This is a genomic window from Streptomyces netropsis (assembly GCF_014203545.1).
GTDB classification, from domain to species: domain Bacteria; phylum Actinomycetota; class Actinomycetes; order Streptomycetales; family Streptomycetaceae; genus Streptomyces; species Streptomyces netropsis.
Map to the genome: position 1 here is coordinate 118,605 of NZ_JACHJG010000012.1, position 26,727 is coordinate 145,331.

The following is a 26,727-nucleotide window of genomic DNA, read 5'->3' on the forward strand; positions in this document are numbered from 1 at the left end:
TGTCACCACAGTCCGGCGGCGATGGCCTCGCCGGTGCGCTTCTCCGTCAGATAGGGGCGCACGTCGTGTGCGTGAGCGCCGTTGTGGGTGCGAACGTTCCGCACGCGCGGGCCGAACGCCGGGCGCAGGTCCTTCTCCAAGGCGACCACGTCGGCGGCGTCGGCGAGGTTGGTCCAGGTGAGGGCGTCCGTACCAGGCCAGACCCCGGAGCCGGTCCCGTCCGGCGGCGGGCGCAGGCGCTCGAAGATCAGGTTGGCGATGCCCAGGGGGGAGCCAAGGGTGACAAAGGCGCGGACACGGTGGCGTCGGCGGGACGCGCACAGAGCCTCGTAGGCCACGACGGAGCCCAGTGAGTGGGCCACGACCACCTGTGTCTCCTCGGTGAGCAGGTCCGACACGCGCCGGCGTGCCTTCAACCGCGTCGCCGGATCGAGCATGTAGCCGCGGACCTGCTTGAGGTCGCCGACCATGGACCGCAGTGTCAGACCGGCCATGAAGGGCGAGGCGCTCAGGGCGCGCAGCGCCTTCTGAGTGAACTCCGGGGTACGGGCCAGGGTTTCTGCGGTGGGAGAGACCACCACGGGGTCGGCCGCGGCGGCGGAGTCCCACCAAGCGGCGAGCAGCTCGGTCTCGAAGCCCATCGCCACGTCGCCGGCGCGAAGGACGGGTTCGCCGACGGCAAGCAGCTGTCCGGGCGGGCGGAAGAGATCGCCGTAGAAGGCCATGCCCACATCACCGTCTGTGACCCTACCGCCGGCGCCGGCCCGGCCCAGTCCATCCTTCAGCGCAGGCACCCACTCACCGAGCAGTTGTTGCTCACCGCGCAACTGCTGCCCCATGCCGTGGACGCAGAGAACCCTCATACGCGCCGCCTTCCGCCCGCCGAGAACGTGCAGGTGCAGGTGCAGCCTATGACCCGGGCCGTAGGCCGCGCGCATGTTCCGAAAAAGCCGAAGCGGTGAGTAGCAGACCGCTGAGGTAGCCGGCGCCGTGAGAGGCGTACTGAGGGACGCGGCGCAGATCTGTCTACGCCCCTTCGGCGCCCTCAGCCTTCATGGGCGGGGGAATGGAGGAGTTGTTTCAGCCGGGCGCGGTAACCCGGCCAGCGCATGGGCTTGGCCGGCAAGGAGCAGCGTCAGCGCGCTCTGCATCGCGACGACGACCGGCCACGCCGGACCATTGGAGTCGATCGGCACGTGGCGGCCCCACACCGCCCATACGGGGTCGTTGAGCACGGTGGTCCAGCCGGCCGGATGGGGAAGCCGTCCCATTCACCGGTGCTGTCCGCCGGCGGGTGTGCGGCGGGTGGGGCCTGCCGGTGCTCGCTCAGGCTGGGTACGGCGGCGCGCAGCGCGTCGAGGAATTCGTCCTGGCCGACGTCGTCGATGTCTCCGGCCAGGAGACGGGCAGCGGTCAGCGCGATCGCGGCGTGGGTGACGCGCGGCAGGGCTGGAACCGCCTCGGGATCGCCGCCGGCAGGAAAGAGGATGCGTTGGCCACCGCGGGTTCCCGGGGCCGCGCGGTGATCTCCGAGGATGGCCCCGCGAGACCCGGGTGACACGCGGTGTGCACGGGTAGGACGTGGTGGACCGGTGTGCACGACGAAAGGGCGACGACGTATGAACAGATCCGCCTCCAAGGGCTCCGTGCGGGCAAGCCTCGCGCTGAGCGCGGCTCTGGTGTGGGTCGTGCTCAGCGCCACGGTGAGCGCGGCGCTGCCCGAAGACGCGAGCGGAGTCACGAGAACGGCTGCCGCCGCGCGTGAACGGGCGTGTCCCATCGTGTACTTCGACCTGGGCGAAACCCTCGTGCACACCGCCGACGACGGCAGCACCGGCTATCAACCCGGCGCGGCCTCTTATCTGCGTGCCCTGCGCCTACGCCGCATTCCCGTCGGCCTGATCACCAATGTGCCGCCCTCCTGGGGCACGACCGACGCCGAGCGCGCCGCCAGGCTGCGGCAGGAGGTCGACGCCACCTGGCGGGGGCCCGCGCCCTTCGCCTGGAAGGACTTCGGCGACCGCGTCCTCACCCCGCGGACCGAGGCGGAACGCAAACCGGCCCCCGCTCTCTGGCAGCGGGCGAAGGCCGGCTCGGGCCGCTGCCGAGTGGTCTATCAGGCGGAGACGGCCGAGGAGGTCAGAGCGGCTTCCTCGCTCGGTTTCGTGCCGTACCAGGTCGGTCGGCCGCACCGGCCCGCGTTTCTCCCGGTCCGGCTGGTCGAACTCCTTGGCCGGCGCTCTCCCGCTTGACCACCCCGCTGCGCAAAAGCAGTTGGAAGACCCCGAGCAGCACCGCCGTGGCGAGCGCGCTGTGCCACAGCAAGGCGTCCAGGCGCCCGGCGGCGAGGTAGGCGCCCGCGGCGATCGCGGCCAGTGCGCACACCGCGCGATCCACGATGCTCTCGACCGAGAGCAGCGTGGCGCGCGGGGCGTGCGTGGGCACCGCGTCGTTCACCAGCTTGCGTTGGATGGGGTACGCGAAGCCGGTCGCGGCGGCGAACAGGCACAGCAGCGCGACGACGGCCCACGGCCCGCCGAATGTCATGGCCGCCAGGCTGCCCGCCAGCGCGAGGCTGAGGACCGAGACCCAGGCGACCGGTGGCAGGCGGCGGCTCAGCCACTGCGGACGGGCCGATGCCACCGCCTCCGCCACCGTCATCGCCGCCATCACACTGCCGTGCGAGGCTTCCGCGATGCCGTGGTCCAGCAGGATCGGCTGGAAGAGGTTGACCTGGCAGATCCGGGAGAGCGTGAAGATCGCCACGCCCTGCACCATCACCAGGGTCAGCCATCGCGAGGAGGCGACACAGCGCAGCGCGGCGCCCGCGTCCCGCAGGAACGCACCGCCCCCGTGCCCTCCGTCCGTCTTCCCCGTACCGTCGCCCGCCACCGCAAGGCGGGGCAGCGCGACGGCGCAGGCGAGGGAGCCCGCCGCGCTGGCGGCGCTGAGCACGTACGGGGCCGGATGTGCCACGGCCATCAGGGGCCCGACCAGCGGCCAGCACACGACCTTCGCAACGAGCCCCAGCGCCCGAGCGGTGCCCTCCGCCCTCAGGTAGTGCTCGTCGCACTTCTCGGCGCGCAGACCGTCGTACAGGTAGGCGCTGGCCGCTCCCGAGGTGAGTGAACGGCCCGCGGCGATGGCCAGGAAGTGGACGAGGAAGCCGGTGTAGGAGGCGCTGACCACCGGAGCCAGGTTCGCCGCGGTCATGACCACCGCGCCGGCGAGCAGGCAGTTGCGGGTGCCGATCCGGTCGGCGATCAGGCCCGTCGGGATCTCGAACAGGCAGAAGGCCACGTAGTAGATGCTCTGGATGCCGAAGATCTGCCCGTCCGAGAGCCCGGCCGCCTTCTGGTAGGCGTAGAACACCGGCATCCACCACAGCAGGTTGAACAGCAGCTGGAAGCCGTAGTTGAGCCGGATGATCCGGCGGGCGGTGACGGTCAGGCCGGTGCCCGCCCCCCGCCGGCTGGAGCGCGCCCTCACAGCGCGTACGGGCGGACCTGGACCAGGCGGAAGTCGCCCCGGTCGGTCATCAGCCACTCGATGTCCAACGGCCGGTCCACGTCGGACCCGCTGAAGTGGGACTGCAGGAGCCGCCCGGTCAGGCACAGGTCGGCGAGCCGGGCGCGGGTGGCGGCGGAGAGCCCGTCGCCCGAGGAACCCAGGGCGACGGTACGGCCGCCGCCCTCCACGGTGTTGTACAGGTACTGCTGCGGCAGGACCGAACCCTCGACCACCTGCTCCGGGGAGCCGGGGGAACAGTTGAGGTAGACGTTGCGGAAGTCCTCGCGACGGGTCGGGTCACAGGTCACCAGAACGCCGCCGAGCGAGGCGGGGACGTACTCCTGGACGATGACGCCCATGTAGGTGTCGTCCAGGGAGATGCCGACCTGGTGGCGAAGGCGCACGCTGCGGGGCGAGAGCAGTGAGGCCCACACCTGGCGTACGGCGTCCAGGAGTTCGTCGGCTCCGTGGGCGGTGGTGACGGAGTCGTAGACGCCCGCCGCGGAGAACCCCGGAAGGTCCTCGGCGTTGGACGAGGAGCGCACCACCAGGCGGCCGCGCGGGTCGGCGGGGGCGGGAAAGGCCTGGCTGATCTGCCGGGTGACCGACTCGGGGACGGGTGTGTGCCGGATCAGGTGCTGGAGCTGCAGGCAGAGCGAGTCCAGGACGTCGGTGGCGTCGAGTTCGAGTGCCATCTTGAGCTTGCCGATGCCCTGCTGGAGGGCGGGGGAGGAGGCCAGGAAGTGCTGCTGGAGCGCGAAGGGCAGCGCGACGCCTTCGGGGGCGCCGATCGTCGTGGCCACGAAGGCGGCGGCAGCGGCGCGTAGTTCGGCAAGGGAGGGCGCGTTCAGGCCGAGGCGGGCCGCGAGATGCCCGTAGAGGTCCTCGCGCGGCGGGCGGGGCCGCCCGTAGAAGGCGGTCAGGTCGGCCGTGCGGCTGTCGAGTACGTGGTGCAGCTCGCCGAGGTTGGCCGCCTTGGTGCCATAGCGGTCGCGGTCGGCGCTGCGCAGCCGGTGCAGGGCCAGCACGGGAACGTCTTCGAGCAGCGGCGGTTCGAGGCGTATCCGCTGCTGGTGCCAGGCCGGAGCCCGCAGGTCGGGTTCGTGGTCGAGCCGCTCGAGGGATATCTCGTCCTCGCGGACCCGATAGCGGACCCACGCGCCGTCCAGGCCGTCCTTGTCGACGAGCTGTTCCAGGTCGCGCACGATCGCGTTGGGTATGCCCCAGCCGGAGGCGAGGACGTTGGTGTGCGAGAGCGGGGTGATCGGCGCGGTGTTGAGGAATCCGGCGACCCGGGGGACGTCGTCCGGCAGGCAGGGCATGGCCACGATGTCCGCCCAGCCGAGCCCGGCCTCCGCCGCCGCGTACTCCTCACGCGTACGGAAGAACCGCAGCCGCCCGGTGGCCTCGCCGGGATTGAGCGGGGCGCGGGCCCGGGAACCGAAGAGCTCGTGGCTGAGGATGCGCGGCACGCACAGTTCGCTGATCGCCGCCAGCTCCTCCTCCTGCCCGTGGTTGGCGGGCTTGAGGAACAGCGGCAGCCTGCCGTCGACCCGTGCTCGTACGAACTCATAGAAGGACGCGAGGAGTTCGCCGTGCATGGTGTCGGCCTCGGTCGTCTCCAGGACGAGGAACGTGCGTTCGCGGCCGTCCGTGTCCTGCTCGGTGTGCAGGGACAGCACACCGAGCAGGAAGCGACGCCCGGGGGCCATGTAGACGGAGGCGTTGAAGGCGTCGAGGTCCGCGTCGAGCGCGGTCAGGCCCATGCCCAGAATGCGGGTGGCGATGTAGTTGACGTGGAAGGGGTGCGCGGCGGTGTCGAGCAGGTGCCAGGTGTTCTCGGCACGGTCGACGACGACCTTGAGGTACGGGTGTCCCGCCAGGACCCCGGAGAGGGTGCGGAAGAGCGGCAGGGAGAGGTTCTCGCCGACGACCGTGCGGTCCGTGACCGGTTCGGCGGCACCGGTGAGCAGCTGGGCGGTCATGCCGAAACCTCCTCGGGCTGAGCGGCGGGCAGCACCCGGGGCAGGGCGTCCACCAGGGTCTCGAAGTCGCGGAGCACGGTCCGCGCGTCGGCGGCGGAGAGCAGGCACAGGGCCGCCATGGTGTTGGCGCCGGCGGCCGGGTCGTACGCGGGCACGACATTTCCGTCGGCGAGCGAACTCTCCCCGACCACCGACAGGCGGCTGCCCCGGCTGAGGGCGATGTCCGCCGAGACGGCGCGGAAGTCCCAGACCTTGCGGACCGGCCAGGCCCGGCCGCGGCCGTCGACCGCGAGGACGACGAGGGAGCCCGCCGCGCCGCGCGCCTGCGCCGGGGTGAGGACCTGCTCGGGCCACGCGACCGGGTGTCCGAGGAGGTGGTCGACGAGCATGCCGACGAGGTCGAGCCCGAAGACCTCCTCGATCTGCGGCACGGTCATCGCGCCGCCGAACCGGGCGGCCGTCTCGATCAGCCACATGCTGCCGTCGGCGCCGAGCTTGATCTCGGTGTGGGTCCCGCAGTCGCGCAGGCCGAGGGCGTCGACCGCGCGGCGGGCCAGGTCCACGATCCGGTCCTGGGCGTCCCGGGCCAGCAGGGCGGGGGTGATGCTCGCGCGTTCGGTGAACGGCTCGACCGTGGGCATCCGCCCGCTGAGGCACACCGGGTGGAAGGTGCCGTTCGCCACGACGCCCTCGACACTGACGTAGTCGCCCCAGCCGGGCTCGTCGAACCAGTCCGACGCGGTGCCGGTGACGATCTGCTCGACCACGTAGTCCGCGTCGGCCTCGGCCACATGCAGCTCCGCGTAGCCCAGCCGGGCCGATTCGGCCATCACGTCACAGGAGCGGGCCCAGGCGGCCGACACCTCGTGCGGGGAGCGGATGATCTGGTGCGCGGTGGAGCCGGCGCTCCAGGCCGCCTTGAGGAGCAGCGGGCAGGGCAGGGAGCGAGCCGCCGCGTGCAGGTCGGCCTCGGTGCCCACGGGACGGAACTCGGGCTGCGGCAGCCCGTGTCGCTGCCAGGTGCGGCGCATCAGCCGCTTGTCGCGGGCGAGCGCGGAGGCACTGCCCGCCCCCGCGAGCCCGAGCGCCTCGCACGCCTCGGCGACGGCCACGACCGCGTACTCGGAGAAGGTGAGCACCGCGTCCGCGCCCACGGCCTCGGCCCGCGCGACGATCAGGGACACCAGGTCGGAGCGGTGTGCGTCGGCAGGCGTCACGACCGAGGCGCACAGTCTTTGGGCGGAGCCTGCCACGGCGGGAGGAAGAGCGCTGAGCGCCAGCAGGTGCACTTCCGCCTTCGCGGCCGTCCGGGACAGGACGTGACCGAGCGGCGGACCACCCTTGGCATGCACTAACAGCACCTTGCTCACTGAAGTTCGTCTCCAATCGTCCGGTTTTCGACGGATCGCCGTATGCGGGGGAACGTGCGGAGAGTCCGGTGGCTCTCCGGCCCGCGTGGCGGGGCGTGTTCACCCGCTCACTCCAGGGGACCAGGCCACAACCGCCCGCGACGCCTCCGTGGACCCCCGGGACTCAGGCATTTGCCTGAGTCCCGGGGAACCTCCGCCTCCGCAGCGGCTTTCGGCGCGACGGCACCCGGCCGGGATCCGGGCATGTGCGGAGTGGGGGCGGGATATCCAACGTCATATGACTGAGCGTCAGCCAGTCGTATACGGACGGAGAGCGCTGTGGACGATTCCGGTCTCAAGGCACTGCTCGAGCACCTTCCCGTGTTCTGGTGGGAAGCCGACGAGACGTGGCAGGTGCTGGAACAGGGAGGCGGCGCCTTCACCGACACCGGCACGGCGCGGCGCTTCCTGGACCGGCTGCGCCGGGAACTCCCCGACCCGGGGCACTCGCCGCAGGAGGGCTGCCGACGGATCCGGTTCGACGGCCGCGCCTTCGACGTCAGCCGACTCCCGAGCGGGGGCCGGGCTCACGGCCGTGCGCGCGGCCTCGCGGTGGAGGCCGACACCGCCGACACCCGCACCGAGGCCCCGCGCGGACACGCGGCCTTCGCGGACCTGGTGGACCTCGCCCCGGCCGCCGCCTTCATCCGCGACAAGGACGGACGCTACCTGTGGGCCAACCACGCCTACGGGCACCTCTACGGCACGGTCCCGGAACAGGTCGTCGGCAAGTACATAGAGGACCTCGACGAGCCCGCCGAGGCCGACCGGTTCCGTGCCCTCGACCAGGAGGTCCTCAGCCGGGGTACGCCGGTACGGCACACCCTCGGCTACCGGCGCCAGGACGGCAGCGCGGGCCGGGCGGTGGGCCACCGCTTTCCCGTACGGGAGAACGCGCAGACCTGCGTCGCCGGAATCTACGTGGACGTCACGGACCACCTGCGCGCCACGGTCCAGTGGCAGGAGGCCGAGGAGAACCTGGAGGCTCTGCGCGACCACAGCGGCCTGCCCTGCGCGCTGCTCTCGGCGAACGGGCGCGTGGTCGAGGCGAGCGCGGCGGCGGCCGAACTGTTCCGGCTCAGCCCGCACGACCTGGTCGGCCGCCGCGCGCACACCCTGCTCGCCCCGGAACCCGACCTCGATCGGCTGCACCGGCGCTGGAACGGCCTGATAGCGCGCCGCACCAGAAGGGTCGAGGCATCCGCGGTGCTCGTGGACGCCCAGGGGCTGCAGCGCCGCGCGCGGCTCCACCTGACGACGATCGGCCACTCCGCCACCCGGGCCCGGAACGTCTGGGCCGTCGTCACCCACCAGAGCCTCGCCCACGAGGCGCATGCGCCGCTCACCGCCGCGCAGGTCCGCATCCTCTCCCTCCTGGCGGAGGGCAGCAGCAACGGCGACATCGCCACTTCGCTGCAGTTGTCCCGGCAGACGGTCGACTACCACCTCAGCCGCCTGCGGCATGTCCTGGGGGCGGCGACCCGCCCGGCCCTCGTCGCCCGCGCCTACGTCCTCGGCATCCTGGCCCCGTGCGCCTGGCCTCCGCGCTCCGCGACGGCTGCCCATCCACTCAGCGCTGTCTGAGGGGCAGGGCAGCGGCGAGCCTTCCGCGGTGCGAGGTCGCGCAGCGCTGAACGGGTCGGGCCCTGCGTGTCGGGGGCTGTCGCGGTGTGCTTCGGAGGAGCGGCGCGAGAAGCTGCTGGCCTGGGGGGTGAAGGTCTATGCCGGCACTCGGGGCTTGCGCTTCGAGTACGGCAAGGGTTTTCCCGCTCAGGTGCAGCTGAGTGAGTTGAGATTCGATGGTTCTCATGCCGAGGCGGGGCCGGGCACGGTTTCGGTGGTCATAGACCCGGGTGCGTGGACGGCCGAGTTGATGACTCATGAGGGAGAGGTGACTGCGTTCCCTCTCCCTGGGGGGACTCAGGCGGTAGCCCTGGCTGCGTGAGCAGCCAGGGGTGAATGTTTCGCACCGTGTTCCGCTCGGCGTCAGTGCCCCTGCGCGGTGAAGGCCGCATAGGCGGCCTCGTCGAAGAGGACGAAGCGGACCTCTTCGACGGACGTGTCCGTGGTCTTCACCGTCTCGACGGCGATGCGTGCCGCGTCGTCCATCGGCCAGCGGAAGATCCCGGTGGAGATCGCCGGGAAGGCCACCGTTCGGGCTCCCAGCTCGTCCGCGACCCGCAGGGATTCGTGGTAGCAGGAAGCCAGCAGGTCGGCTCGGGGCGGGGAATCGCTCCACACCGGGCCCACCGTGCTGACCATTCACCCACCCCTGAGTCCCCGTCTATGAACCGGCGCCCACCGCTTCCTGGGGCGCGGTGGGCGCCTCGCTGTACGCGTTTCCGACGGCGCATCATGCGGAGTGTGGGACGGATCGCCGGTGATCCGTCCCGCACGAACGGCAACGCGCGCTTCTCGGATGGCTCGCAGCCGCTGAAGAACCTGGAGCTTGGGGCGCCGGGTGATTGGGCCTCGGCCTGTGCTCTGCGCTGCCGTGGACTCCTGACGGCCAGGCGCGGTGGCGTCGAGGTGCACGCGGAGGCCATCGTGGCCCCTTCTGCCCCGGCGCCCCGACGCCGCCCGCGGTTCGAAGGCTCGCCGCTGATGCCGACCCACGCTCCCGTTCACCGACCTCCGGTATCGGCCCACTGGTCGTTCGGCTGCAGGCTCCTCGCCCAGCCGCTTGAGGCGGCGGCCGTGCCAAGGCTGGCCACTCGGATGATCGATGAGGTCTCGCCCCTCGCCCTGCACGTCCCTGCCATGCTCGCCGACCCGGTACTCAGGGACTGGCGACGGAAGGCTTCTCCATGATTGTGCGCCGGTCTTTGTACAACGAACTCGCTCTGGCCGTTGTGGTCGACCAGGCGGAGGTGGTGGCCGACAGCGTGGCGCCCCTACAGCTGTATTTGGAGCGCGTCGGCGAGCTCGTCGTGGAGGTCCATGACAGCGGGGAGCATAGATACCGGCAGGTTCTTCGTCTCCTGGTGGTACAGCAGTTGCACCCGGGCTGGCCAGTGGAAACGACAGTTGGTGCGCTTCTTTGGCCTGGCTTGGACCGGAAATGGTCCGGAACTTGGTCCGAGCATCCTGACACGGAGAGGACGGGGGTGGGCGAGGTGGTCCGACAAAGGGAGGTGGAGGCACCGCTCGCCGGGTCGGGCCCGCGGGTGCGGGCGCGGCCGGGGGAGAGGGGAAAACGGTGGGGCCGGCGCCGAGGCGGACGGCCGCCCCGGTCACGGCGGGGCTAGGACGCCTTCGGCCACGTGAACCTTCCCGCCCAGTGGGCCCAGGCCACGAGGACCATGAAGACGGCTGCCAGTCCGCCCAGCACCATGACGGTGGAGGGCGAGGAACGGTCGAGGACGGCTCCTCCGACCAAGGCCCCGATGGAGATGGTGGCCTGGAAGGAGGCGGTGAAGAGGACGGAGGACGCCTCGGGGGAGTCGGGGGCGGCCTTCGAGAACCACGTCTGGGAGCAGACCGGGACGGCGCCGTAGGCGACACCCCAAATGACGAGCAGCGCCACCGCGCCGGCGTCCGACTGCCCCAGGACGGGCAGGAGCAGGGTCGCGGCCGCGATCAGGGCCGCCGCCGTGGCGAAGGTGGACCGCGGATGGCGTCCCACCGTGGATCCGCCGAGGAAGTTGCCGGCGATGCCGGCCGCACCGTAGATGAGCAGGTAGATCGTGATGAGACCCGAACTGACGTGGGTCACCTGCTCCAGGAAGGGGGTGACGTACGTGTACGTGCCGAAGTGGGCGAGCACGACGACGAAGGTCATGACCAGGGCGAAGCGGGTGTTGACGCTTTGGAGCATGCCGCCGAGGACATCGAGGCGCGTCGCCTGGCCGGAAGGGAGGGGCGGGACGACTACGAGGAGCAACACGAGGACGGCCAGTGTGAAGCCGCCCATCACGAGGAATGCCGTCCGCCAGCCCGCGATGTCGCCGATGAACGTGCCCAGCGGTACTCCGAGTACGGAGCCGAGCGGTACGGCGGAGAAGATCACCGAGGTCGCTCGGCCCACGGACTTCGCGGGAACCAGTTGACCGGCGAGTCCGGCCCCGATGGACCAGAAGCCGCCGATGGTGACGCCCACCATGACGCGGGAGATCAGGACCAGCCAGTAGCTCGACGCGGCGGCGGCAAGGAAGTTGGCCAATGACAGCAGAAGGATGAACACGCCCAGCATGACCCGCCGGTCGATACGTCCTGTGGCCACCGTGACCACAGGGGCCGAGACCGCGGCGAGGAATCCTGGCATGGTCATCATGAGACCGGCCATTCCGTCCGAAATGGTGAAACTCGATCCGATCGACGTGAGAAGGCCGATCGGAAGAATTTCGGTCGTGACGATGGAGAAGATTCCCAGCATTACCGAAATGACGGCCAGCCATGAGATGAAAGGCGAGCGGTCCGGCGATGCGGGGGATTGGACAGAAGGGGTGGTTGCTGTGGACATGAATCCCGTCCTGAGTTGGTCATCACATGGAGAGTGTGACCTCTAGTCCAGCAGGAACGGGCACCATCTTCTGGCAGATTCCCGACGTCAACAACCGACCCCATGAGAAGAGGTCGGAGGGGACTTGCCGCGCCGACGCGGTGCACGGAAGGCCCTGCTTGATCCGCGACGACCTAGCCAAGTCGAGAAACCGTCTCTCAGGAAAGTCGTCGCGTGACGTTCACGTCGCAAACCTGCTAGACGGCGACTCGATTCGATGCTGTTCTGTGTTCTCCCGCGTCGCATACCATCCGGTGCGCCGCCGTGGTGGACGCGTCGGTCCGACGAGGCCGTCCGTTGAATTGAGGAGACGAATGGTTGAACCCGAAGAGGTGATTCGAACGAACGTGCAGGAGGAGGCGGCGGGACTCGACCGCGACGGTGTCGCCGCACAGAGGAGGGAGGCGCAGCGCAGGTACGATGCCAGTATGCCGGGGTATTGCTTCGACCTGATCATGCGACGGGACAGCTGGAGCGGTACGCCGAGGAATGGCAGCGCGTACTCGACGAGATGACGGCTCGCGGCATCGAGCGCTACCTCCCCGTCGACGAGAAGGTCTGACGGGGCGGCACCGTCCGCACCCAGCAGTCGCGCACCGCGCACCCGACGCCGGGGGCCACCAGTATGCGGATGTCCCGGCCGTTGTGCTGCGTCCGTCAGCGGCGGACCTGCTACTGAAGTTGATTGGGTGCTGTCGGAACTGTTCGCCTGACGCCGGCCGGACCGACGTCGGTCAGCACGGTCTTAGCGCGGGTCCCGTTGCGGGAGTACCCGCCGTTCTTGCCTGCTGGGTCGTGCTTGTCATGCCGAGGTGGTCGGTGATCCAGCCTTCGAGGGCGGACTCCAGCAGCCGCTTCGTCAGCTGCTGGAGCAACCCGCCCTCTCCCGTCAGTCGCAGGCCCTCGGCCCGTGGGCCCGGGACACCAGCTCATCGATCAGCCGGTCATTCACCACCTTCGCCGACTGCGGCTCAGCCGCCTCGGCAGTCTCGGCCTCGGTCACGTTCTCACTGGGTGTCGGTGCATCCTCCATGATCGGGAGTTACACCGAACGATTTAGACCGTGTCCTATGTGGTGGGGCGGATGAGTCGTTTGTAGCAGCAGATCGCGGCGGCAAGTCCGAGGAATGCCAGGTAGTTGCGGGGATCGCGTTCGTAGCGGGGTGAGAGTCGGCGGTAGCCGGTCAGCCACGACATGGTGTGCTCGATCACCCACTTGCGGCGGCCCAGGCGTTCGCTGGACTCGATTCCCTTGCGGGCGATGCGGAGGCCGATGCGCTTGCCGCGAAGCCATTTCCGCAGCTCAGGTATGTCGTAGGCCTTGTCGGCGTGGAGACGCTGGGGTTTGAAGTGGCGGCCGCGGTGGGGGTCGTGTCTCGTTTGGTTACCGGCCACCATGGGTTTCAGGCCTTCGCTGTCGTGGGTGTTGGCGGCGGAGACACCGACGACGAGGGGCAGCCCGTTCTGGTCCGACAGGATGTGCATCTTGGAACCCGGCTTGCCCCGGTCCACGGGCGACGGGCCGGTGAGTTCGCCCCCTTTCGCCCGCACATGGGCGGAGTCCAGGACGGCGCGGGTCACGTCGATCAGGCCTGCGTCGTCGAGACGGTGCAGGACCGCCTCATGCAGCCGGCCCCACACGCCAGCACGCGACCAGATCAGGAACCGGCGGTGAGCGGTCGACTTCGAAATGCCGAAGCACGGCGGCAGGGTCCGCCAGGCACAGCCGCTGACCAGCATGTAAATGATCGCGGCGAACACCGTCTCATCAGGCGTGTCCTGCGTCCCACCGCTCTGTGGCCGGACCTTCGACGGTGGGATCAGCGGCTTCGTGATCTCCCACAGCCCGTCCGGCACGATCCAATCCCATGTTCCCCGCCCCATGACAGGCCCAACGGCCGCCCCACCACATAGGACACGGTCTAAGTCGTACGGGGTTGTTGCTGACTGGCTCAACTCCGGGGGCGTCCCCACGACGGCGGACATTGCCCGCATTCGGGCAGGAGCGTCCAAGGAAAATACGCGGTTGGAGGGTGAGAAGGCGAAGCCTCGGGGGCCAGGTGGATGGCGTCCTCGGTGCGCTCCATTCTGACTTCACGGTCTCTGCTGGGCGAGTACGTGCGCGCAGACGGTACGGTTGTTCGTCACGCTGATGGCTCTCCGGTGATGATCGGGGAACCTGTTCTCACCGAGGTCGAATGGCTTCAGCTGCAGGAGGTCGTGAGCCTGGTCAAGAAGACACAGGGACCTCGGCGGGTCTCGCCGGTACGGGGCTTCCTGTTCTGCGACGGCCCAGGGGCCGCGGTGGCTCCGCACAGCCTGTACTGGACGAAGGGCGGGGATGGCACGGCCCGGACCCGGAGCAGGACCGCCCGTATCCGATGCGACGGGCGCAAGGCCACAGGGCTCAAGCCGTGCCTTGGTCACTCGTGGCCCCCGGACATGCTGTACGGGCTCATGGAAGCTGCCTTCAAGTTCCAGGCGGGCCGGATCCCGGTTCAAGAGCGTAGGACGGTTGCTGACGGTTCCAGAGCGTTGCAGGTGGCGGTCCTGGATGGTCGTATGGCCGAGCTCGGAGCGGAGTTCAAGGCGGGCCATCTCTCCGCTGTCGAGTTCGCCGGGCATCTCAGGGAAGTGGCGAGGCAGCGGGAGGAACTGACGAATGCTCCTGCGGCCAAGCCGGTGGAGCAGTGGGTGGCCGTGCGGAAGCACGTCCCGGGCTGCACAGGTGGGGGCTGTCCGTGTCCTGCCATGACCTACGCGGAGTGGTGGGATGCTTCGACTCCGGAGGAGCGGCGCGAGAAGCTGCTGGCCTGGGGGGTGAAGGTCTATGCCGGCACTCGGGGCTTGCGCTTCGAGTACGGCAAGGGTTTTCCCGCTCAGGTGCAGCTGAGTGAATCGAATCTCAACTCACTCAGCTGCACCTGAGTTGAGATTCGATGGTTCTCATGCCGAGGCGGGGCCGGGCACGGTTTCGGTGGTCATAGACCCGGGTGCGTGGACTGCCGAGTTGATGACTCATGAGGGAGAGGTGACTGCGTTCCCTCTCCCTGGGGGGACTCGGGCGGTAGCCCTGGCTGCGTGAGCAGCCAGGGGTGAATGTTTCGCACCGTGTTCCGCTCGGCGTCAGTGCCCTTGTGCGGTGAAGGCCGCATAGGCGGCCTCGTCGAAGAGGACGAAGCGGACCTCTTCGACGGACGTGTCCGTGGTCTTCACCGTCTCGACGGCGATGCGTGCCGCGTCGTCCATCGGCCAGCGGAAGATCCCGGTGGAGATCGCCGGGAAGGCCACCGTTCGGGCTCCCAGCTCGTCGGCGACCCGGAGCGATTCGCGGTAGCAGGAGGCCAGAAGGTCCGAGCGGTCCTCCTCCCGGGAGAACACCGGGCCCACGGTGTGGATGACCCATCGAGCCTGGAGGCGGCCCGCCGTCGTGGCGACGGCGCGGCCGGTGGCGAGGCCCTTGCCGTAGTGGGAGGCGCGCAGATCACGGCACGCGCTGAGGATCTCGGGGCCGCCCGCGCGGTGGATGGCGCCGTCGACGCCCCCGCCGCCGAGGAGGGAGGAGTTCGCCGCGTTGACGATGGCGTCCACGTGCTGCTTGGTGATGTCGCCCCGCACGAAGGTGATGGTGGTCATGTAGCCATCTTCGCTCACCGCGCCGTCGCGGCCGGAGCGAGATTCCGGGGGCGTACGGTGAGGCGACATGCTCCGCGCGCGAATGACACCGTGCGCCCTCACCGCGCCGTGTGCATCGGCGGGACGAAAAAAGTCATTCCATACCACTGCTCGATCGCCCTGCTGCTGCCAACCTGCAACCTGGACACGCCGAAACATGGGACGGATCTTCCGTCTCCGGCAGGCCATCGGGGGATCACATGGCACGGGCGGACAGCTGCCTTCGGCCTGCCGCGCGAGCGGTTCGGCCTCGGCTCCACGGAACGGTGGTACGGGTACTGGTCGCGCTGGGCGCGGTGGTGGCGCTGAGTGCGCCGTCGTCGCCGGCCCGCAGCAGTGTCCCGGCGGAGTTGAGCCTGACGGCCGAGGCGCTGGGGCGCACGCAGCAGCACGGGACCCTGCTCGTGAGGGTGCCGGAGAAGCTCGACTTCAGCGGCGGCGACATCCAGCAGGGTGTGCGGAAGGTTCTCGAGGCGCGCAAGGACCGGTACCTGATCGTGGACCTGACCGGCTCCCGCCACAGCGGAGAGGCCGGCACCATGCTCCTGCTCCTGGCGAATGAACGCGTGATCCCGGATGACTTGGCTGTCGAATCGCTCCAGAAGAGCGGAGACGTCCTCGAGTCGCGGGAGGCGGCGGAGCTCTGCCGAGGGAACAACGCCACGGTGTGCGACCTGCTGCGGCAAAAGGGGAAGCTGGATCAGCAAGCGATCAAGAGCCACCTGCAATCCGGCAAGGCTAGCGCTCCTCAAGTCCGGCAGCACGCCGCCAAACTGACGCTGCCACAGAATCAGTCGGTCACCAAGCCGCCCCAGAAGGGGGCCGACGCACAGCGCCCCACAGGCAGCGGCGGAGGCCCGGACCCGACCGATGTCCTGCTGATCGCCCTCGTGGCCCTCCTCGCCCTCGTCGCCCTGGCCGTCTTCAAGACCAGGCGCCCCGTCGTCACAGCCGGCACCGGCCGTCCGCTGCCGCCGGGCTTCCTCCTGTCGGGGGCGCCGACATCCGCGGACCGGCCGTCGTCAGTGCCCACGGGCCGGCCTCGCCTGGCCGTCGTGCGGCGGCCGTTGGACGGGCCCGTGCGGACCGCGGTCGTGCGGACGTGCCTGCGGCCTCAGGGGTACGTCGAGTTCGACGGCTGGCTGCACCGGGCGACGTGGGCCGGACCTCCGCTCACCCCGCCGCGGCCCGGAGCGAGGGTCGACGTCGTGGGCCCGGAATCCGGGCGGCTGGAGGCCTTCGCGCCCGGTGGCCTCGGGCACGCCGACGGCCACGCTCGCGGCAGCGCGCCGCCCTGAGGTCCGTACCGGAACATCAACGCATCGAACATCGGGGGACAACGTGATATCCGGAATACCGAAGCGGCCACCCGTGCCGCCGCAGGACCTGCCCACGCAGGACATGCCCGCGTCCTTCAACGACATCGAGATCGAGAACAACAACGCCCAGCGGCTTCCGCTGCTGCTCCTCCTCGACACCTCCAGCTCCATGGCCGGTGAGCCCATCCGCCTGCTCAACGAGGCACTGGCCTCCTGGGGGCACGAGATCAGGGACGACCCGGCGCTCGGCAACAGCGTCGAGATCGCCCTGGTGACCTTCGGCGGCGCGGGCATCGCCATCTGGCAGGGGCCGCACGAGCTGGCCCCGGGAGCCCCGGTCAGCCCGTTCGTACCCGCCCAGCTGTTCCAGCCGCCGCGGCTCGCCGCCTGTGGGGTTACCCTGCTGACCGAGGCGGTGGAGACGGCGATACCCCTGGTGGCGGCCCGCAAGACGGAACTGAGGCGCAAGGGCCTGCAGTACTACCGTCCGCAGGTCTGTCTGGTGACGGACGGCCTGCCGACCGACACGGCAGGGCGGGTCACCTCGGCGTGGCGGCGGCTGATCCCGGTACTCGCCGCGGAGCAGCAGGCGAAGAGGTTCCGCTTCTACGCCTTCGGTATCGGCGGCATCAGCGAGTACGGGCAGCAGGTGCTGCGCGAGCTGGCCCCGACGTACCACGCAACGCTTCAGGGGTTCCCCTTCCGGGACCTGCTCCAGACCATGTCGGCCAGCGCCGGCGCGGAGCAGAGGGGCGCGGAGGAGGAGACGTTCGAGCAGCTCTTCGCCCGCTTCAAGACACAGCGTTCCGCGTGGGACGCCTGAGCGACGGAGGCGGGGACGAGGTGTCGGGGGTGGTGGGAACGGGGCGGTCCCAAGGGGCGACATGGCGGGTGCACGGCCTGAGCGTGCGCGGGTACCGGCACGTGCAGCAGGGGTTGCCCTGTCAGGACGCCTGGGGACAGGTGTGCGTGGGCCCGCACGGTGCCCGGGTCACGGTGCTGGCCGTGGCCGACGGGGCCGGCAGCAGGCCCCGGTCCGAAGAGGGCGCACACCTGGCGATCCGGCTCGCCACCTCGGTGTTCGGGCGGCGTCTCGCCTCCTTCCCGACCGTGCCGGGCGAGGGGGACACCCTCGCCCGGCTCCAACGGGACGCCTTCCGGGAGGTCGTGGACACCTTCCTCGACGACACCCGGGAGCTGGCCGGGGACAGGGGCGGTCCGGAGGACTTCGCCACCACCCTCACCGTGCTGGCGCTCGGCCCCGGCTGGGTGGGTCACACCTCCCTGGGTGACGGATTCGCGGTGCTCCGCGCCGGTGAGACGGACGGCGCACCGCAGTTCCACCTCCTGCCGCAGCCGGAGCCACCGGGGGAGTACGGAAACGAGACGACGTTCCTCAGCTCGCCCGACGCCGCGTCGCGGGTGCGGATCGACTGCGTCCGTGACGACGGGGTCGACGGTGTGCTGCTGTCCACCGACGGTCTGGCCCAGGCGGCCCTGTCCACCACGGACGGACGGGGGCCGGCGCCCAACCGGTCGTTCGCCGCCTCCGTGCTGCGCGCGCTGGACCGGCCGGGCCCGGACCCGCAGGCCGACGCCGAGGACCTGGGGGCGCTGCTGCGCTCGCACCGCCTCACCGCGCTGAACGCCGACGACAAGACTCTCGTCCGGGCGGTGCGCGGAGCCCGGCGGGAGTGGGGGAGGGGCCTGTCGTGACGGGCCGGAAGGTGCGGTTGAACGGCCGGCCGGTCGTCCTGCTCGACCCGCCGCTGGGCTCGGGCCTGGAGGCAGCCGTCCACGGAGTGGAGGGCGCGGACGAACTGGTGGTCAAGGTCTACCACGAGCCCGACGCGGCCCGGGAGCACCGGCTGAGGCGGATGCTGTCCCTGAGCCCGCTGGCCGGCCGCCCGGTGGGCAGCGGCCAGCCGCCCGAGCTGGCCTGGCCGGTGGGTCTCGCGTACACGGCGGACGGTACGTTCCTCGGCTACGGCATGGGCCGCTACGCCGGCCCGGAACACGTGCAACTCACCGGGTTGTTCAGCCGCGACCAGCGGCTGCGCCGGTTCCCCGAGAAGGCCGACTGGCGGTTCCTGCTCGGCGTCTGCTGGAACCTGGCGTTCATGACGGCCCGGCTGCACCACGAGGGCCTGGTCATCGGGGACTTCTCCGCCAAGAACGTGGTCGTCGACCAGCGGGGCTTCGCGACGTTCCTGGACTGCGACTCCATCGGCTTCACCGACCCGGTGACGGGCGAGGCGTTCCCGGCCTCCCTGCACACCCCCGACTACGCGGCCCCGGAACGGCTGGCCGGTGCCCCCGGCAGTGCGCACAGCGACGACTTCGCCTTGGCGGTGCTGATCTACCAGTTGCTCAGCGCCGGGTACCACCCCTTCGGCGGGGTGCCCCGCGACAGCGAGGACGACGTACAGATCTCGGACAACATCACCGCCAGCCGGTGCTTCGTCGTACGGCCGGAGTCGGTGTACCTGCCGCGCGGTGTGATCGACCCGACGGTGCTGCCGCCCGCGGTGCTGGAGCTGGCCCGGCAGACGTTCGGGCCGGGAATGCGGGACGTGACGCTACGGCCCTCGGCCCGGCAGTGGCTGGAGGCACTGGAGCAGGCACGGGCCGCGGGCGCGGTGACCACGTGTCCCAGTCGCCCGCGCCACACCCACAGCACGCACCTGGCCCGCTGCCCGTGGTGCGACCGGGCCCGGCTGACGGGCCACGATGCCTTCAACCCGCCGTCGGCACCGCCCGCCCCCGGCCCCGACCCGCGGCTCGACTTCCCCGAGTTCCCGCCGGAGTGGCTCAAGGTCATCGCAGTGGTGTCGGCCGTCCTCCTCGTCATCATGCTGCTCGCCTCGGTGAGGTGACGGGATGCCGCCGTTCCTCGGTCCCACGGGCATTCACGGCCATGTCTTCGACCGGATCGCCCGTGCCGTCGATCCCGCCGACCCGGCGGCCGCCGACCTGTTGGCCGTCGTCGGCGCCGCGCGGGCCCGGATGAGCACGCCGATGCGGGTGGCCGTGGCCGGACAGATCAAACGCGGGAAGACGACACTGGTCAACGCGTTGCTCGGTGAGGAGGTCGCCGACACCGGGCGACTGGAACTGACCTTCAACGTATGCGAGTTCCACCACGCCGAGCGTCCTCGGCTGCTCGTCCACTTCAAGGACGGCAGGCCCGCCAGGGAGTTACCGCCCGGTGCGCTGTCGCGGCTGACCGTGCGCGACCCCGCCGGGATGCGGCTGCTGCGCGCCGTACGCAAGGTGGAGGTGGGCCGTCCCAGTCCGCTGTTGCGCCACTTCCGGCTGGTGGACACCCCGGGCCTGGGCAGTGCGCACGGCACCGACGCCGAGAACACCCTGGCCTTCCTGGGCATCGACGACCCGGGGCAGCGGGCGGACGCCGCCGGAGCGCTGCGGCGGCTGGGACGTGACGTCCGGTCGGTGCACGCCGAGAGCGCTGCCGAGATGGGCCGCGCCGACGCCGTCGTCTTCGCCTTCAGCCGGGGCCTCGGCCGGGCCGACCAGCAGGCCGTCGACTCCTTCGCCGGGGCGTACGGCGCGGTGGTGAGCCCCCTGAAGGCCTTCGGTGTGCTCACCCGTGCCGACCAGTACTGGCCGCCCGCCGGCGAGGTGGGCCCGGACGGACTGCCCGCCGACCCCATGGCCTACGACCCCATGGCGACGGCCCGCCGCATCGCCGACTCCTGTGGTGAACGGCCCGCCGTGCGGCGCGTGTTCCGCACCGTCCTCCCCGTCGCGGGGCTGCTGGGAGTGGCGGCACAGTGCATGCCGTCCGCCGCGTTCGAGCCGCTCGCGGACCTGGCGAAGACTCCGCCGCACCGGCTCGCGGAGCTGATGGAGGACGTCAACCTCTTCTGCGTCCGTGACGACCCGCAGTTGCCCGTACCTGCCGGGACCCGGGCCGCCCTGGTGGACCGGATGGGCGCCTGGGGTGTCTTCCTCGCCTGCGGTGCCCTGCGCGACGGCCTGGACGAGGACGCCACCCGCCGCTTGCTGCTGGAGCGCAGCGGCGTCGTCGCGCTGCGCGAACAGATCCTGCGGCACTTCGGCAACCGCGCCGCGCTGATCAAGCTCGACCACGGCCAACGGGAGATCGCCGAGGAGGTGGCCCGGCTGCGCACGACGGCGCAGCTCGCCGACCGGCCCCCGCCGGCCGTGGCGGGACGGGTGGCCGCACTGCTGGAGGACATGAGGGTCACCGACCCCGGCCCCGGCGAACTGGCCGCCCTGGCCGCCTACTACCGGGGCGGGCTGAACCTGACGGCGGAGGAGGAGTCCCAGCTGCTGGCGGTGACCGGCGAGTCGGGTCCGGGCTGCGCCGCCCGACTGGGCCTTCCGGCGGGCACCCCGGTGGCCACCCTCCTGCGGACGGCCCGCCGCCACGTCGCCCACTGGGCCGCACGCTGCTGCGACCCGCTGCTCGACCGGCCCACGCTCGCCGTCGCACGCGTGGTCCTGCGGTCGTACGAGCGGGTCGCCGACCTGGTCGGCCGGGCGCAGACGCTGCTGTACGGAGACTGCCACGAAGGGCCGGGCGGGGCCGTCGGGGACGAGACGGACGGAGGGAACGGCCGGTGACCTGGAACACGTACGACGGGGGCTCGAACGCCTACGACGGGGAGGGGTTCGAGCCGGCGATGGACCCGGTGTCCGGCGGGGACCTCTTCGACCCGACGGACCTCACGGGCACCCCGGACCCCGTGGAGTGGACGGATTTCCTGGACCCGCACGACGGCGCGGAGATCGACCACGGTGACGCCCCGGCCCTCGTGGGCGCCGCCGACCTGCCGAACTACGTCTCCGCCCACAGCGACCCCCACGCCGTCGTCGGCGACCCGGGCGGCGCCATGGGCGTATGGCATCAGCACACCGGCGAGGGCGGCTGCGCGATCGGCGCCCAGGGCATGGTCCTCGAGTACCTCACGGGCGAGCGGGTCAGCGAGGAGCAGCTCACGGCGGAGGCAGCGGCCAGAGGATGGTTCGACGGCGCGGGCACCTCGCCGGACGCGGTGGGGAACCTGCTGGAACTGCACGGCGTCCGGGTGGACCACACCGAGGGCGCGTCCCTGGCCCAGCTCCAGGAGGTACTGAGCCGTGGCGACGCCGCCATCGTCGGCCTCGACGCGGACGAGATCTGGGCACCGGGCCACGACCTGGCCGACGACACCGTGGGAGACCTGCCGGGCATCCCCGGTCAGGACGCCAACCACGCCGTCTGGGTCACGGGGTTCGACCACAGCGACCCCGCCCGTCCCATGGTGGTGCTCAACGATTCCGGACACCCCGACGGCCAAGGCCTGATGGTCCCGCTGGACGAGTTCATGGACGCCTGGCAGGACTCCGGCAACCTCCTGGTCACCGCCGAACGCCCGGAGGCATGAGATGACGCACGAGCAGACGACCGGGCCCGCACGACCGCCGGCACCGCCGCTTCCCGACCGGCCGCCGACGGTCGCGTACGAATCCCTGGCGGGGCTCTCCGCCAGGTGCGCCGCGTGGCTGAGCGCGGAACGGGACCGGATCGAAGGCGAACTGCGCGCCGCGTACGGGAAGCCGCCGACAGCGGCGGTCACGGAACCGCGACCGGCCCCGGACCCCGTACCCCCCGCGGCGGCACCGCTCATCGAGCTGCTGGACCGGCTGGCCGGCCTGGCGGGCGACCCGCCCGCGGCCGCCGGACCGGTGCTGGACCGGGTGCGCCGGGGCGTCGTGGCCGCGCTGGCCGCCTCCGGTGTCACCCCGGTCGAGGACACCGGCCCCGTGGACCCCGCCCGCCACCACGTGGTGGCCACCCGCGACGACCCCTCCGGACTGCTGAGCGACCGCATCGCGGAGACGGTCCGCCCGGGCTACCTCTGGCGGGACGTGCTGCTGCGGCCCCAGGAAGTCGTCTCCTACGTGCCGTACGAGTGCCCCCGGCACCCGCAAGCCGAAGCCGAGTGTGGAAGGCAGGACGCGCGATGACCGCCACCGACGGCGACCGCCCGAGGTCCGAGGCCCTGTGGGGGGCCCTGCGCCGCTCCCGGACGTTCCGCGAACTCGCCCCGATGGAGGCGGGCATCGGCTGGCCGCTGCCCGTGCCGGTACTCCACGACGGCGTGCCGCGCGTCTACCTCCGGCTGCCGTTGTTCGTCATGCGCCCCGACCCGGCCGGGGGCGCCGATCTCTTCCCGCCGTTCGCCACGGCGGCGCTCGACTGGTCCACCGGGCGCCTGGTCGAGTACACCGACCTGCGTTTCAAGGAGCCGGACCGATCGCGGCGGGAGTGGCAGCGGCCCGTGGGACGCTTTCCGCACCCGGCCGTCGAAGGGCTGTCCACCGCCGCGTACCTGTCGGAGCGCACCCGGCTGTTCGGCCTGTACGACGAGCTCTTCGACGGCCTCGCGCACGGCCGGCCGCCCGCGGGCGCGTGGGCGGCACCGTTCGGTGAGCTGCTGGGACGGCTGCTCGAACCCTCCCTGGCCCCCTACTACCGCCGCTTGGCCCCCAAGTTCCTCGGCCGGCACCTCCCCCGGGAAAGGTGAACCACAGCGTGCGCGACCACGCCTTCGGCCGACTGCGCGCCGACGTACTCGCCGCTTTCCCCCGGCTCACCGGGGAACTCTCCGACGAGCTGGGCCCCCACCAGCGGGAGCGGCTGGAGCAGTCCCGGGCCCGCCTGGAGCGGGGCACCTGCCACGTCGTCGTCGGCGGCGAGTTCAAACACGGGAAGTCCACCCTGCTGAACGCCCTCGTGGAGCGACCGGGCCTGTTCCCCGTCGACGTCGACGTGGCCACGAGCGTGGTCTCCACCCTCGCCTGGGGGCCCCGGGAGCGGGCACGGGTCCACCTCGGCGACCCGGCCTCCGCCGACGGCGCCGGGCGGCACACGGAGATCGCCCTCGCGGACCTCGGCGCGTACGTCACCGAGCAGGGAAACCCCCGCAACCACAAACACGTGCGCCTGGTCGAGGTCCAGGCGCCGGTGCCGCGCCTGGAGTCCGGTCTCGTGCTCGTCGACACCCCCGGCGTCGGCAGCGTCAACCCCGAACACACCGCGGCCACCCGCTCCTTCCTGGAACGGGCCGACGGGCTGGTCTTCGCCTGCGACGCCCTCGACCCCCTCACCACCTACGAACTCGACTTCCTCGACGAGGCGCTCAAGGCGTGCGACATGGTGATCGTCGCCGTCACCAAGACCGACAAGGTCCGTGACGTCTCCCCGCTGGTCGCCGACGCCCGCGAGAAGATCGCCGCGCGTACCGGACGCCCCGCGGGCAGCCTGGTGGTGATCCCCGTCTCCGCCTTCCGCAAGCTCAAATGGCTGCGGCACAGGGAGCGGGAAGCGGGCCGGGGAGGTGACCGCACCGACGACCGGCTGCTCGCCGACTCCGGCTTCCCGGAGCTTGACCACGCCCTGTGGGGCGGGCTGGCCACCGCCGCCGGAGCCGTCCAGCTGCGCCGGGCCCTGGACGGACTCGGCGACGCCCTCGCCACGGCGGGCTCCCCGACGGCCAACGAACTCGCCGCCCTGGAGTCGGACGCGTCCCTGCGGAGCCTCCGGCACGACATCGCGGGAACGACCGCGCGCATCGAGCGGCTGACCGCGGGCGGCGCCGAGTGGCGCACCGAACTGCGCCGACGCTTCGAACTCGACAACCGCCGTACGCGCACCGGCCTTCAGGACGCCTTCGACGCGGTGTCGCGCCGCTACCAGGAGGCGGCCGCCGGCGGCTGTGACCCCGGATCGGACGAACTGGTCGGCGAGGTGGCCGCGGGCATGCTGCGAGCGCTCACCGAGGCCCACGAGCGGCTGGCCGCCGTGGCCCTGACGCTGATGCGGGAGTTCGCCGAGCGCACCAGCCTGCGTCTCACCCCGCCCGAAGTGCCCCCGCCGCCCTTCGCGCCCGCCGTGGCCGTACCCACCGTGCCGCTCGACGTCCGCCCCGCCCGCGCCTTCGACCTGTTGCGCAGCGGCTGGTCGACCGGAATGGCGGGCCTCGGAGCCGGGGGCCTGGTGGGATTCGTCGAACCGGTCACCGGCTTCGCCGTGGCCGCGTGCCTGGGCGTCACGGGCGTCGTCCAGGGCATCCGCAACCACCGGGAGGACCTGCGCGACCGCGCCGAGCGGGAGCGGGCCGCCCGCCTGCTCCACCTGGTCAACCAGGAGATCGCCGCCAACCGGCGACACGCCACGGAGGCGTTCCACCAGGCGTACGGGGACACCGCCCAGACGTTGACGCAGGAGCTCGGCGCGCAGCTCGCGGCCCAGCGGGAGTCGCTCGCCGAGTCCGGCCGCAGGCTCCAGGAGGCGACCTCGCGGACCGAGGAACAGCTGGCCCGACGGCGCGGCGAGCTGCTCGCCCGGCAACAGCGCCACCGCCTCCTGCAAGGCGAACTCGACCGGCTGCGCTCCCGGATCGAGCAGTCCGCCGCCCCACCGCCCCGCCCTCCCCGGCAGACGGCGCGCCCGGCGGCCCGACGCCGTGACACCGTCGTCTCCCCGGTCTCCCCGGTTTCCCACGGCCCCTTCGACCCCGGTCAGTTCGACGCGCCATGACCGCCGACGCCAACCGGCCCGGACCGGTCTACGGAATCGACTTCGGCACCTGGTCATCGGCGCTGGTCGTGCTGCGCCGGGGCCACCCGCCGCTACCGGTGCGCGACCCCGTGAGCCCGTACGGCACGACATCCGTGCGCACCGCCGTCTGTCTGCTGCCCGACCGGTCCATGGTGGTCGGGCAGGCCGCGCAGAACTCGCGACTGCGCCACCCGGAACGCTTCCGGTCGGGATTCAAGCAGGAGTTCGGCCAGCCGTCCCCGCATCTGCTCGGCGACCGCCGCTTCAGCACCGCCCAGCTGACGACCGAGGTCCTCGGGTTCCTCGTCCGGCAGGCCCGGCGCGCCGTCGCCACCGCCCCCACCCGCGTGGTGATCACCGTGCCCGCCACCTGGGAGAGCAGCCGGCGCGAGCTGATGAAGAGCGCCGCCCGGGCCGCGGGCCTCGCCCCGGAGACCATCGAGGTGTACAGCGAACCCGTGGCCGCCGCCGTGTATGCCCTGCACGACCACGGCCTGGGCAGGGAGCGCACCCTCCTCGTCTACGACCTCGGCGGTGGCACCTTCGACCTGGCCATCGCGCGGGGGACCACGGAGGGCTTCACCGTCCTCGGCTCGCCCGGGGGCCTGCCCGACTCCGGCGGCATCGCCATCGACCAGGCCGTGCTCGCCCTGATCCGCGACCGCTGCCCGCAGGCCGTGGACGACCTGCGGCGGGCGGCCACCGGCACGGACGACGCCTCGGTGCTGCGCCGCGCGACCCTGCTCCACGAGGCGTGCACCGCCTTCAAGCACCAACTGTCGGTCTCCTCGGAGCACTCCGACCTGCTGACCATGCTGGACCCGCCCGTCGAGATCACCCTGACCCAGGCCGACCTGCGGGACGCCGTCCGCCCGCTGCTGTCGGACACCGTCGCCGAGTGCGAACGGGTGCTGAGCGCCCACGGCCTCGGCTGGGGCGACCTCGACCTGATCGTCCCCGTGGGCGGCAGCTCCCGCCTGCCCATGGTCGGAGAACACCTCGTGCGGCACTCGCGACGACCGGTGCTCGACGTCTCCGAGCCGGAACTCGCGGTGGCCACCGGTGCCGCGTGGCTGGCCGGAGGCACCGCTCCCGCACGGGTGACGACCTCGCCGGCATCCCCGCCGCCCGCGCCCCGCGCCCGTCCGCTGCCGCCCCGGATCGCGGCCCTGCTGGATGCCGGACTGACCGACCGCATGGTGATCGAGGCGGTGCGCCGTGCCCGCACCTGACACCACGCCGGAAGCGCCGATGCCGCTGGCCGCCCATTGGCGGCAACTGGTCTGCTCCTGGGCATCCGGCCACCTGTGGCCGTACGAGGCCGACGCCTCGTACGTGACGATCGAGCGCGACGCCCCCGAAGCGGAGTGGAAGATCCGTCTGACGGTGACCACGACGGGAAACGACCTGCTGATCGTCTTGATGACCGACGACCGCTTCCTGAAGGGAGATCAGCTCGCCCTGGCGGCGGCCGCCGCCAACGCCTGGAACACCGACAGGCTGGTCCCCATGCTGACCGTCTTCAATCTGACCACCCCCCACCCCTACCTGGCCGGGATCCGCACCCTGCCCCTGACCTGCGCGATCCCCGAGGCGGACTTCCGTAAGGCCGCCGACCGGTGGGTCACCGAGGCTCGCCAACTCTTCGCGTGGTGCCGCGAGGAATGCCGCCTGTGACACCGCCCCCGGCCGTCCCTCCCCCCATACGACTGAACCGTCGTCGACCGGAGCCGTC

The 26,727-nt window shown here is 71.3% G+C and carries 24 protein-coding genes and 2 pseudogenes; 17 read left to right on the plus strand and 9 right to left on the minus strand.

Going from position 1 to position 26,727, the window contains the following annotated elements; genetic code table 11:
* Positions 1-2: 2 nt before the first annotated feature.
* Positions 3-863: a lipase family protein gene (locus FHS38_RS25860; RefSeq protein WP_184737388.1), complete on the minus strand. Its 861-nt coding sequence runs from the start codon at positions 861-863 to the stop codon at positions 3-5.
* A 455-nt stretch (positions 864-1,318) separates the two neighbouring features.
* Between FHS38_RS25860 and FHS38_RS25865 the strand changes: the two genes are divergently transcribed.
* The gene (locus FHS38_RS25865) at positions 1,319-1,558 is read left to right on the plus strand and encodes a hypothetical protein (RefSeq protein ID WP_184737390.1); all 240 of its coding nucleotides are present in this window, start codon (positions 1,319-1,321) and stop codon (positions 1,556-1,558) included.
* Positions 1,559-1,619: 61 nt separating this feature from the next.
* Positions 1,620-2,252 carry an HAD family hydrolase gene (locus FHS38_RS25870; protein ID WP_184737392.1) on the plus strand — a complete coding sequence of 211 codons (633 nt, stop codon included), beginning with the start codon at positions 1,620-1,622 and terminating at the stop codon, positions 2,250-2,252.
* Here the strand turns inward: FHS38_RS25870 and FHS38_RS25875 are convergent.
* The 3 genes from FHS38_RS25875 to FHS38_RS25885 are packed head-to-tail and all read right to left on the minus strand — an operon-like array spanning position 2,140 to position 6,847.
* Positions 2,140-3,489 (minus strand): MFS transporter, encoded by a 1,350-nt coding sequence (locus tag FHS38_RS25875; protein ID WP_184737394.1) that lies wholly within the window; start codon positions 3,487-3,489, stop codon positions 2,140-2,142. The two genes, FHS38_RS25870 and FHS38_RS25875, sit on opposite strands and share 113 nt — an antisense overlap.
* Entirely contained in the window at positions 3,486-5,495 is a 2,010-nt protein-coding gene (locus tag FHS38_RS25880) for a PEP/pyruvate-binding domain-containing protein (RefSeq protein ID WP_184737396.1), read from the minus strand. The genes FHS38_RS25875 and FHS38_RS25880 overlap by 4 nt, the downstream gene beginning before the upstream one ends.
* The gene (locus FHS38_RS25885) at positions 5,492-6,847 is read right to left on the minus strand and encodes an ATP-grasp domain-containing protein (RefSeq protein WP_422399071.1); all 1,356 of its coding nucleotides are present in this window, start codon (positions 6,845-6,847) and stop codon (positions 5,492-5,494) included. Before FHS38_RS25885 ends, FHS38_RS25880 begins: the two co-directional genes overlap by 4 nt.
* Positions 6,848-7,183: 336 nt before the next feature.
* On the opposite strand from FHS38_RS25885, the gene FHS38_RS25890 reads away from it, so the two are divergent.
* Positions 7,184-8,488, plus strand: a complete 1,305-nt coding sequence (locus FHS38_RS25890) for a PAS domain S-box protein (RefSeq protein ID WP_184737400.1) — start codon at positions 7,184-7,186, stop codon at positions 8,486-8,488.
* Positions 8,489-8,890: 402 nt separating this feature from the next.
* Here FHS38_RS25890 and FHS38_RS25895 read toward each other — a convergent pair.
* Together FHS38_RS25895 and FHS38_RS25900 are read right to left on the minus strand one after the other, a co-directional pair.
* Positions 8,891-9,166, minus strand: a pseudogene (locus FHS38_RS25895) (macro domain-containing protein); the annotation flags it as partial.
* Between the two features lie 982 nt (positions 9,167-10,148).
* Positions 10,149-11,279, minus strand: coding sequence for an MFS transporter (locus tag FHS38_RS25900; protein ID WP_229821949.1), 1,131 nt, complete (start codon positions 11,277-11,279; stop codon positions 10,149-10,151).
* Here FHS38_RS25900 and FHS38_RS35645 point away from each other — a divergent pair.
* Both FHS38_RS35645 and FHS38_RS35650 read left to right on the plus strand, forming a co-directional pair.
* Positions 11,167-11,412, plus strand: coding sequence for a hypothetical protein (locus FHS38_RS35645; RefSeq protein WP_229822120.1), 246 nt, complete (start codon positions 11,167-11,169; stop codon positions 11,410-11,412). The genes FHS38_RS25900 and FHS38_RS35645 overlap by 113 nt on opposite strands.
* A gap of 432 nt (positions 11,413-11,844) precedes the next feature.
* Positions 11,845-11,967, plus strand: a complete 123-nt coding sequence (locus FHS38_RS35650) for a hypothetical protein (RefSeq protein ID WP_260420917.1) — start codon at positions 11,845-11,847, stop codon at positions 11,965-11,967.
* A 149-nt stretch (positions 11,968-12,116) separates the two neighbouring features.
* Here the strand turns inward: FHS38_RS35650 and FHS38_RS25905 are convergent.
* Positions 12,117-12,438, minus strand: a pseudogene (locus FHS38_RS25905) (transposase); the annotation flags it as partial.
* Between the two features lie 35 nt (positions 12,439-12,473).
* Positions 12,474-13,289 (minus strand): IS5 family transposase, encoded by an 816-nt coding sequence (locus FHS38_RS25910; protein ID WP_184737612.1) that lies wholly within the window; start codon positions 13,287-13,289, stop codon positions 12,474-12,476.
* 192 nt (positions 13,290-13,481) lie between these two features.
* On the opposite strand from FHS38_RS25910, the gene FHS38_RS25915 reads away from it, so the two are divergent.
* Positions 13,482-14,333 (plus strand): hypothetical protein, encoded by an 852-nt coding sequence (locus FHS38_RS25915; protein ID WP_184737404.1) that lies wholly within the window; start codon positions 13,482-13,484, stop codon positions 14,331-14,333.
* A gap of 198 nt (positions 14,334-14,531) precedes the next feature.
* On the opposite strand, the gene FHS38_RS25920 is transcribed toward FHS38_RS25915, so the two are convergent.
* Positions 14,532-15,041 (minus strand): O-acetyl-ADP-ribose deacetylase, encoded by a 510-nt coding sequence (locus FHS38_RS25920; protein ID WP_184737406.1) that lies wholly within the window; start codon positions 15,039-15,041, stop codon positions 14,532-14,534.
* 305 nt (positions 15,042-15,346) lie between these two features.
* Here FHS38_RS25920 and FHS38_RS25925 point away from each other — a divergent pair, with 305 nt between their 5' ends.
* From FHS38_RS25925 to FHS38_RS25975, 11 genes are all read left to right on the plus strand, one after another.
* A complete protein-coding gene (locus tag FHS38_RS25925) occupies positions 15,347-16,378 on the plus strand; it encodes a hypothetical protein (RefSeq protein ID WP_184737408.1) in 1,032 nt (343 codons plus the stop codon).
* A 73-nt stretch (positions 16,379-16,451) separates the two neighbouring features.
* Positions 16,452-17,222 carry a vWA domain-containing protein gene (locus FHS38_RS25930; RefSeq protein WP_229821948.1) on the plus strand — a complete coding sequence of 257 codons (771 nt, stop codon included), beginning with the start codon at positions 16,452-16,454 and terminating at the stop codon, positions 17,220-17,222.
* On the plus strand, positions 17,210-18,115 hold the full coding sequence (locus FHS38_RS25935; RefSeq protein WP_229821947.1) for a PP2C family serine/threonine-protein phosphatase: 906 nt from the start codon (positions 17,210-17,212) through the stop codon (positions 18,113-18,115). Before FHS38_RS25930 ends, FHS38_RS25935 begins: the two co-directional genes overlap by 13 nt.
* Complete coding sequence (locus tag FHS38_RS25940) at positions 18,112-19,275, plus strand: hypothetical protein (RefSeq protein WP_184737409.1); 1,164 nt, start codon at positions 18,112-18,114, stop codon at positions 19,273-19,275. The genes FHS38_RS25935 and FHS38_RS25940 overlap by 4 nt, the downstream gene beginning before the upstream one ends.
* Before the next feature lie 4 nt (positions 19,276-19,279).
* Positions 19,280-21,010 (plus strand): dynamin family protein, encoded by a 1,731-nt coding sequence (locus FHS38_RS25945; RefSeq protein WP_184737411.1) that lies wholly within the window; start codon positions 19,280-19,282, stop codon positions 21,008-21,010.
* The gene (locus FHS38_RS25950) at positions 21,007-21,813 is read left to right on the plus strand and encodes a C39 family peptidase (RefSeq protein ID WP_184737413.1); all 807 of its coding nucleotides are present in this window, start codon (positions 21,007-21,009) and stop codon (positions 21,811-21,813) included. The genes FHS38_RS25945 and FHS38_RS25950 overlap by 4 nt, the downstream gene beginning before the upstream one ends.
* 1 nt (position 21,814) lies before the next feature.
* On the plus strand, positions 21,815-22,396 hold the full coding sequence (locus FHS38_RS25955) for a nucleotide exchange factor GrpE (protein ID WP_184737415.1): 582 nt from the start codon (positions 21,815-21,817) through the stop codon (positions 22,394-22,396).
* Complete coding sequence (locus FHS38_RS25960; protein ID WP_184737417.1) at positions 22,393-22,956, plus strand: hypothetical protein; 564 nt, start codon at positions 22,393-22,395, stop codon at positions 22,954-22,956. The genes FHS38_RS25955 and FHS38_RS25960 overlap by 4 nt, the downstream gene beginning before the upstream one ends.
* Positions 22,957-22,964: 8 nt before the next feature.
* Positions 22,965-24,971: a dynamin family protein gene (locus FHS38_RS25965; RefSeq protein ID WP_184737419.1), complete on the plus strand. Its 2,007-nt coding sequence runs from the start codon at positions 22,965-22,967 to the stop codon at positions 24,969-24,971.
* The gene (locus FHS38_RS25970; RefSeq protein ID WP_184737421.1) at positions 24,968-26,224 is read left to right on the plus strand and encodes an Hsp70 family protein; all 1,257 of its coding nucleotides are present in this window, start codon (positions 24,968-24,970) and stop codon (positions 26,222-26,224) included. Before FHS38_RS25965 ends, FHS38_RS25970 begins: the two co-directional genes overlap by 4 nt.
* Positions 26,211-26,669 carry a hypothetical protein gene (locus FHS38_RS25975; protein WP_184737423.1) on the plus strand — a complete coding sequence of 153 codons (459 nt, stop codon included), beginning with the start codon at positions 26,211-26,213 and terminating at the stop codon, positions 26,667-26,669. Before FHS38_RS25970 ends, FHS38_RS25975 begins: the two co-directional genes overlap by 14 nt.
* The last annotated feature ends 58 nt before the right edge of the window (positions 26,670-26,727 follow it).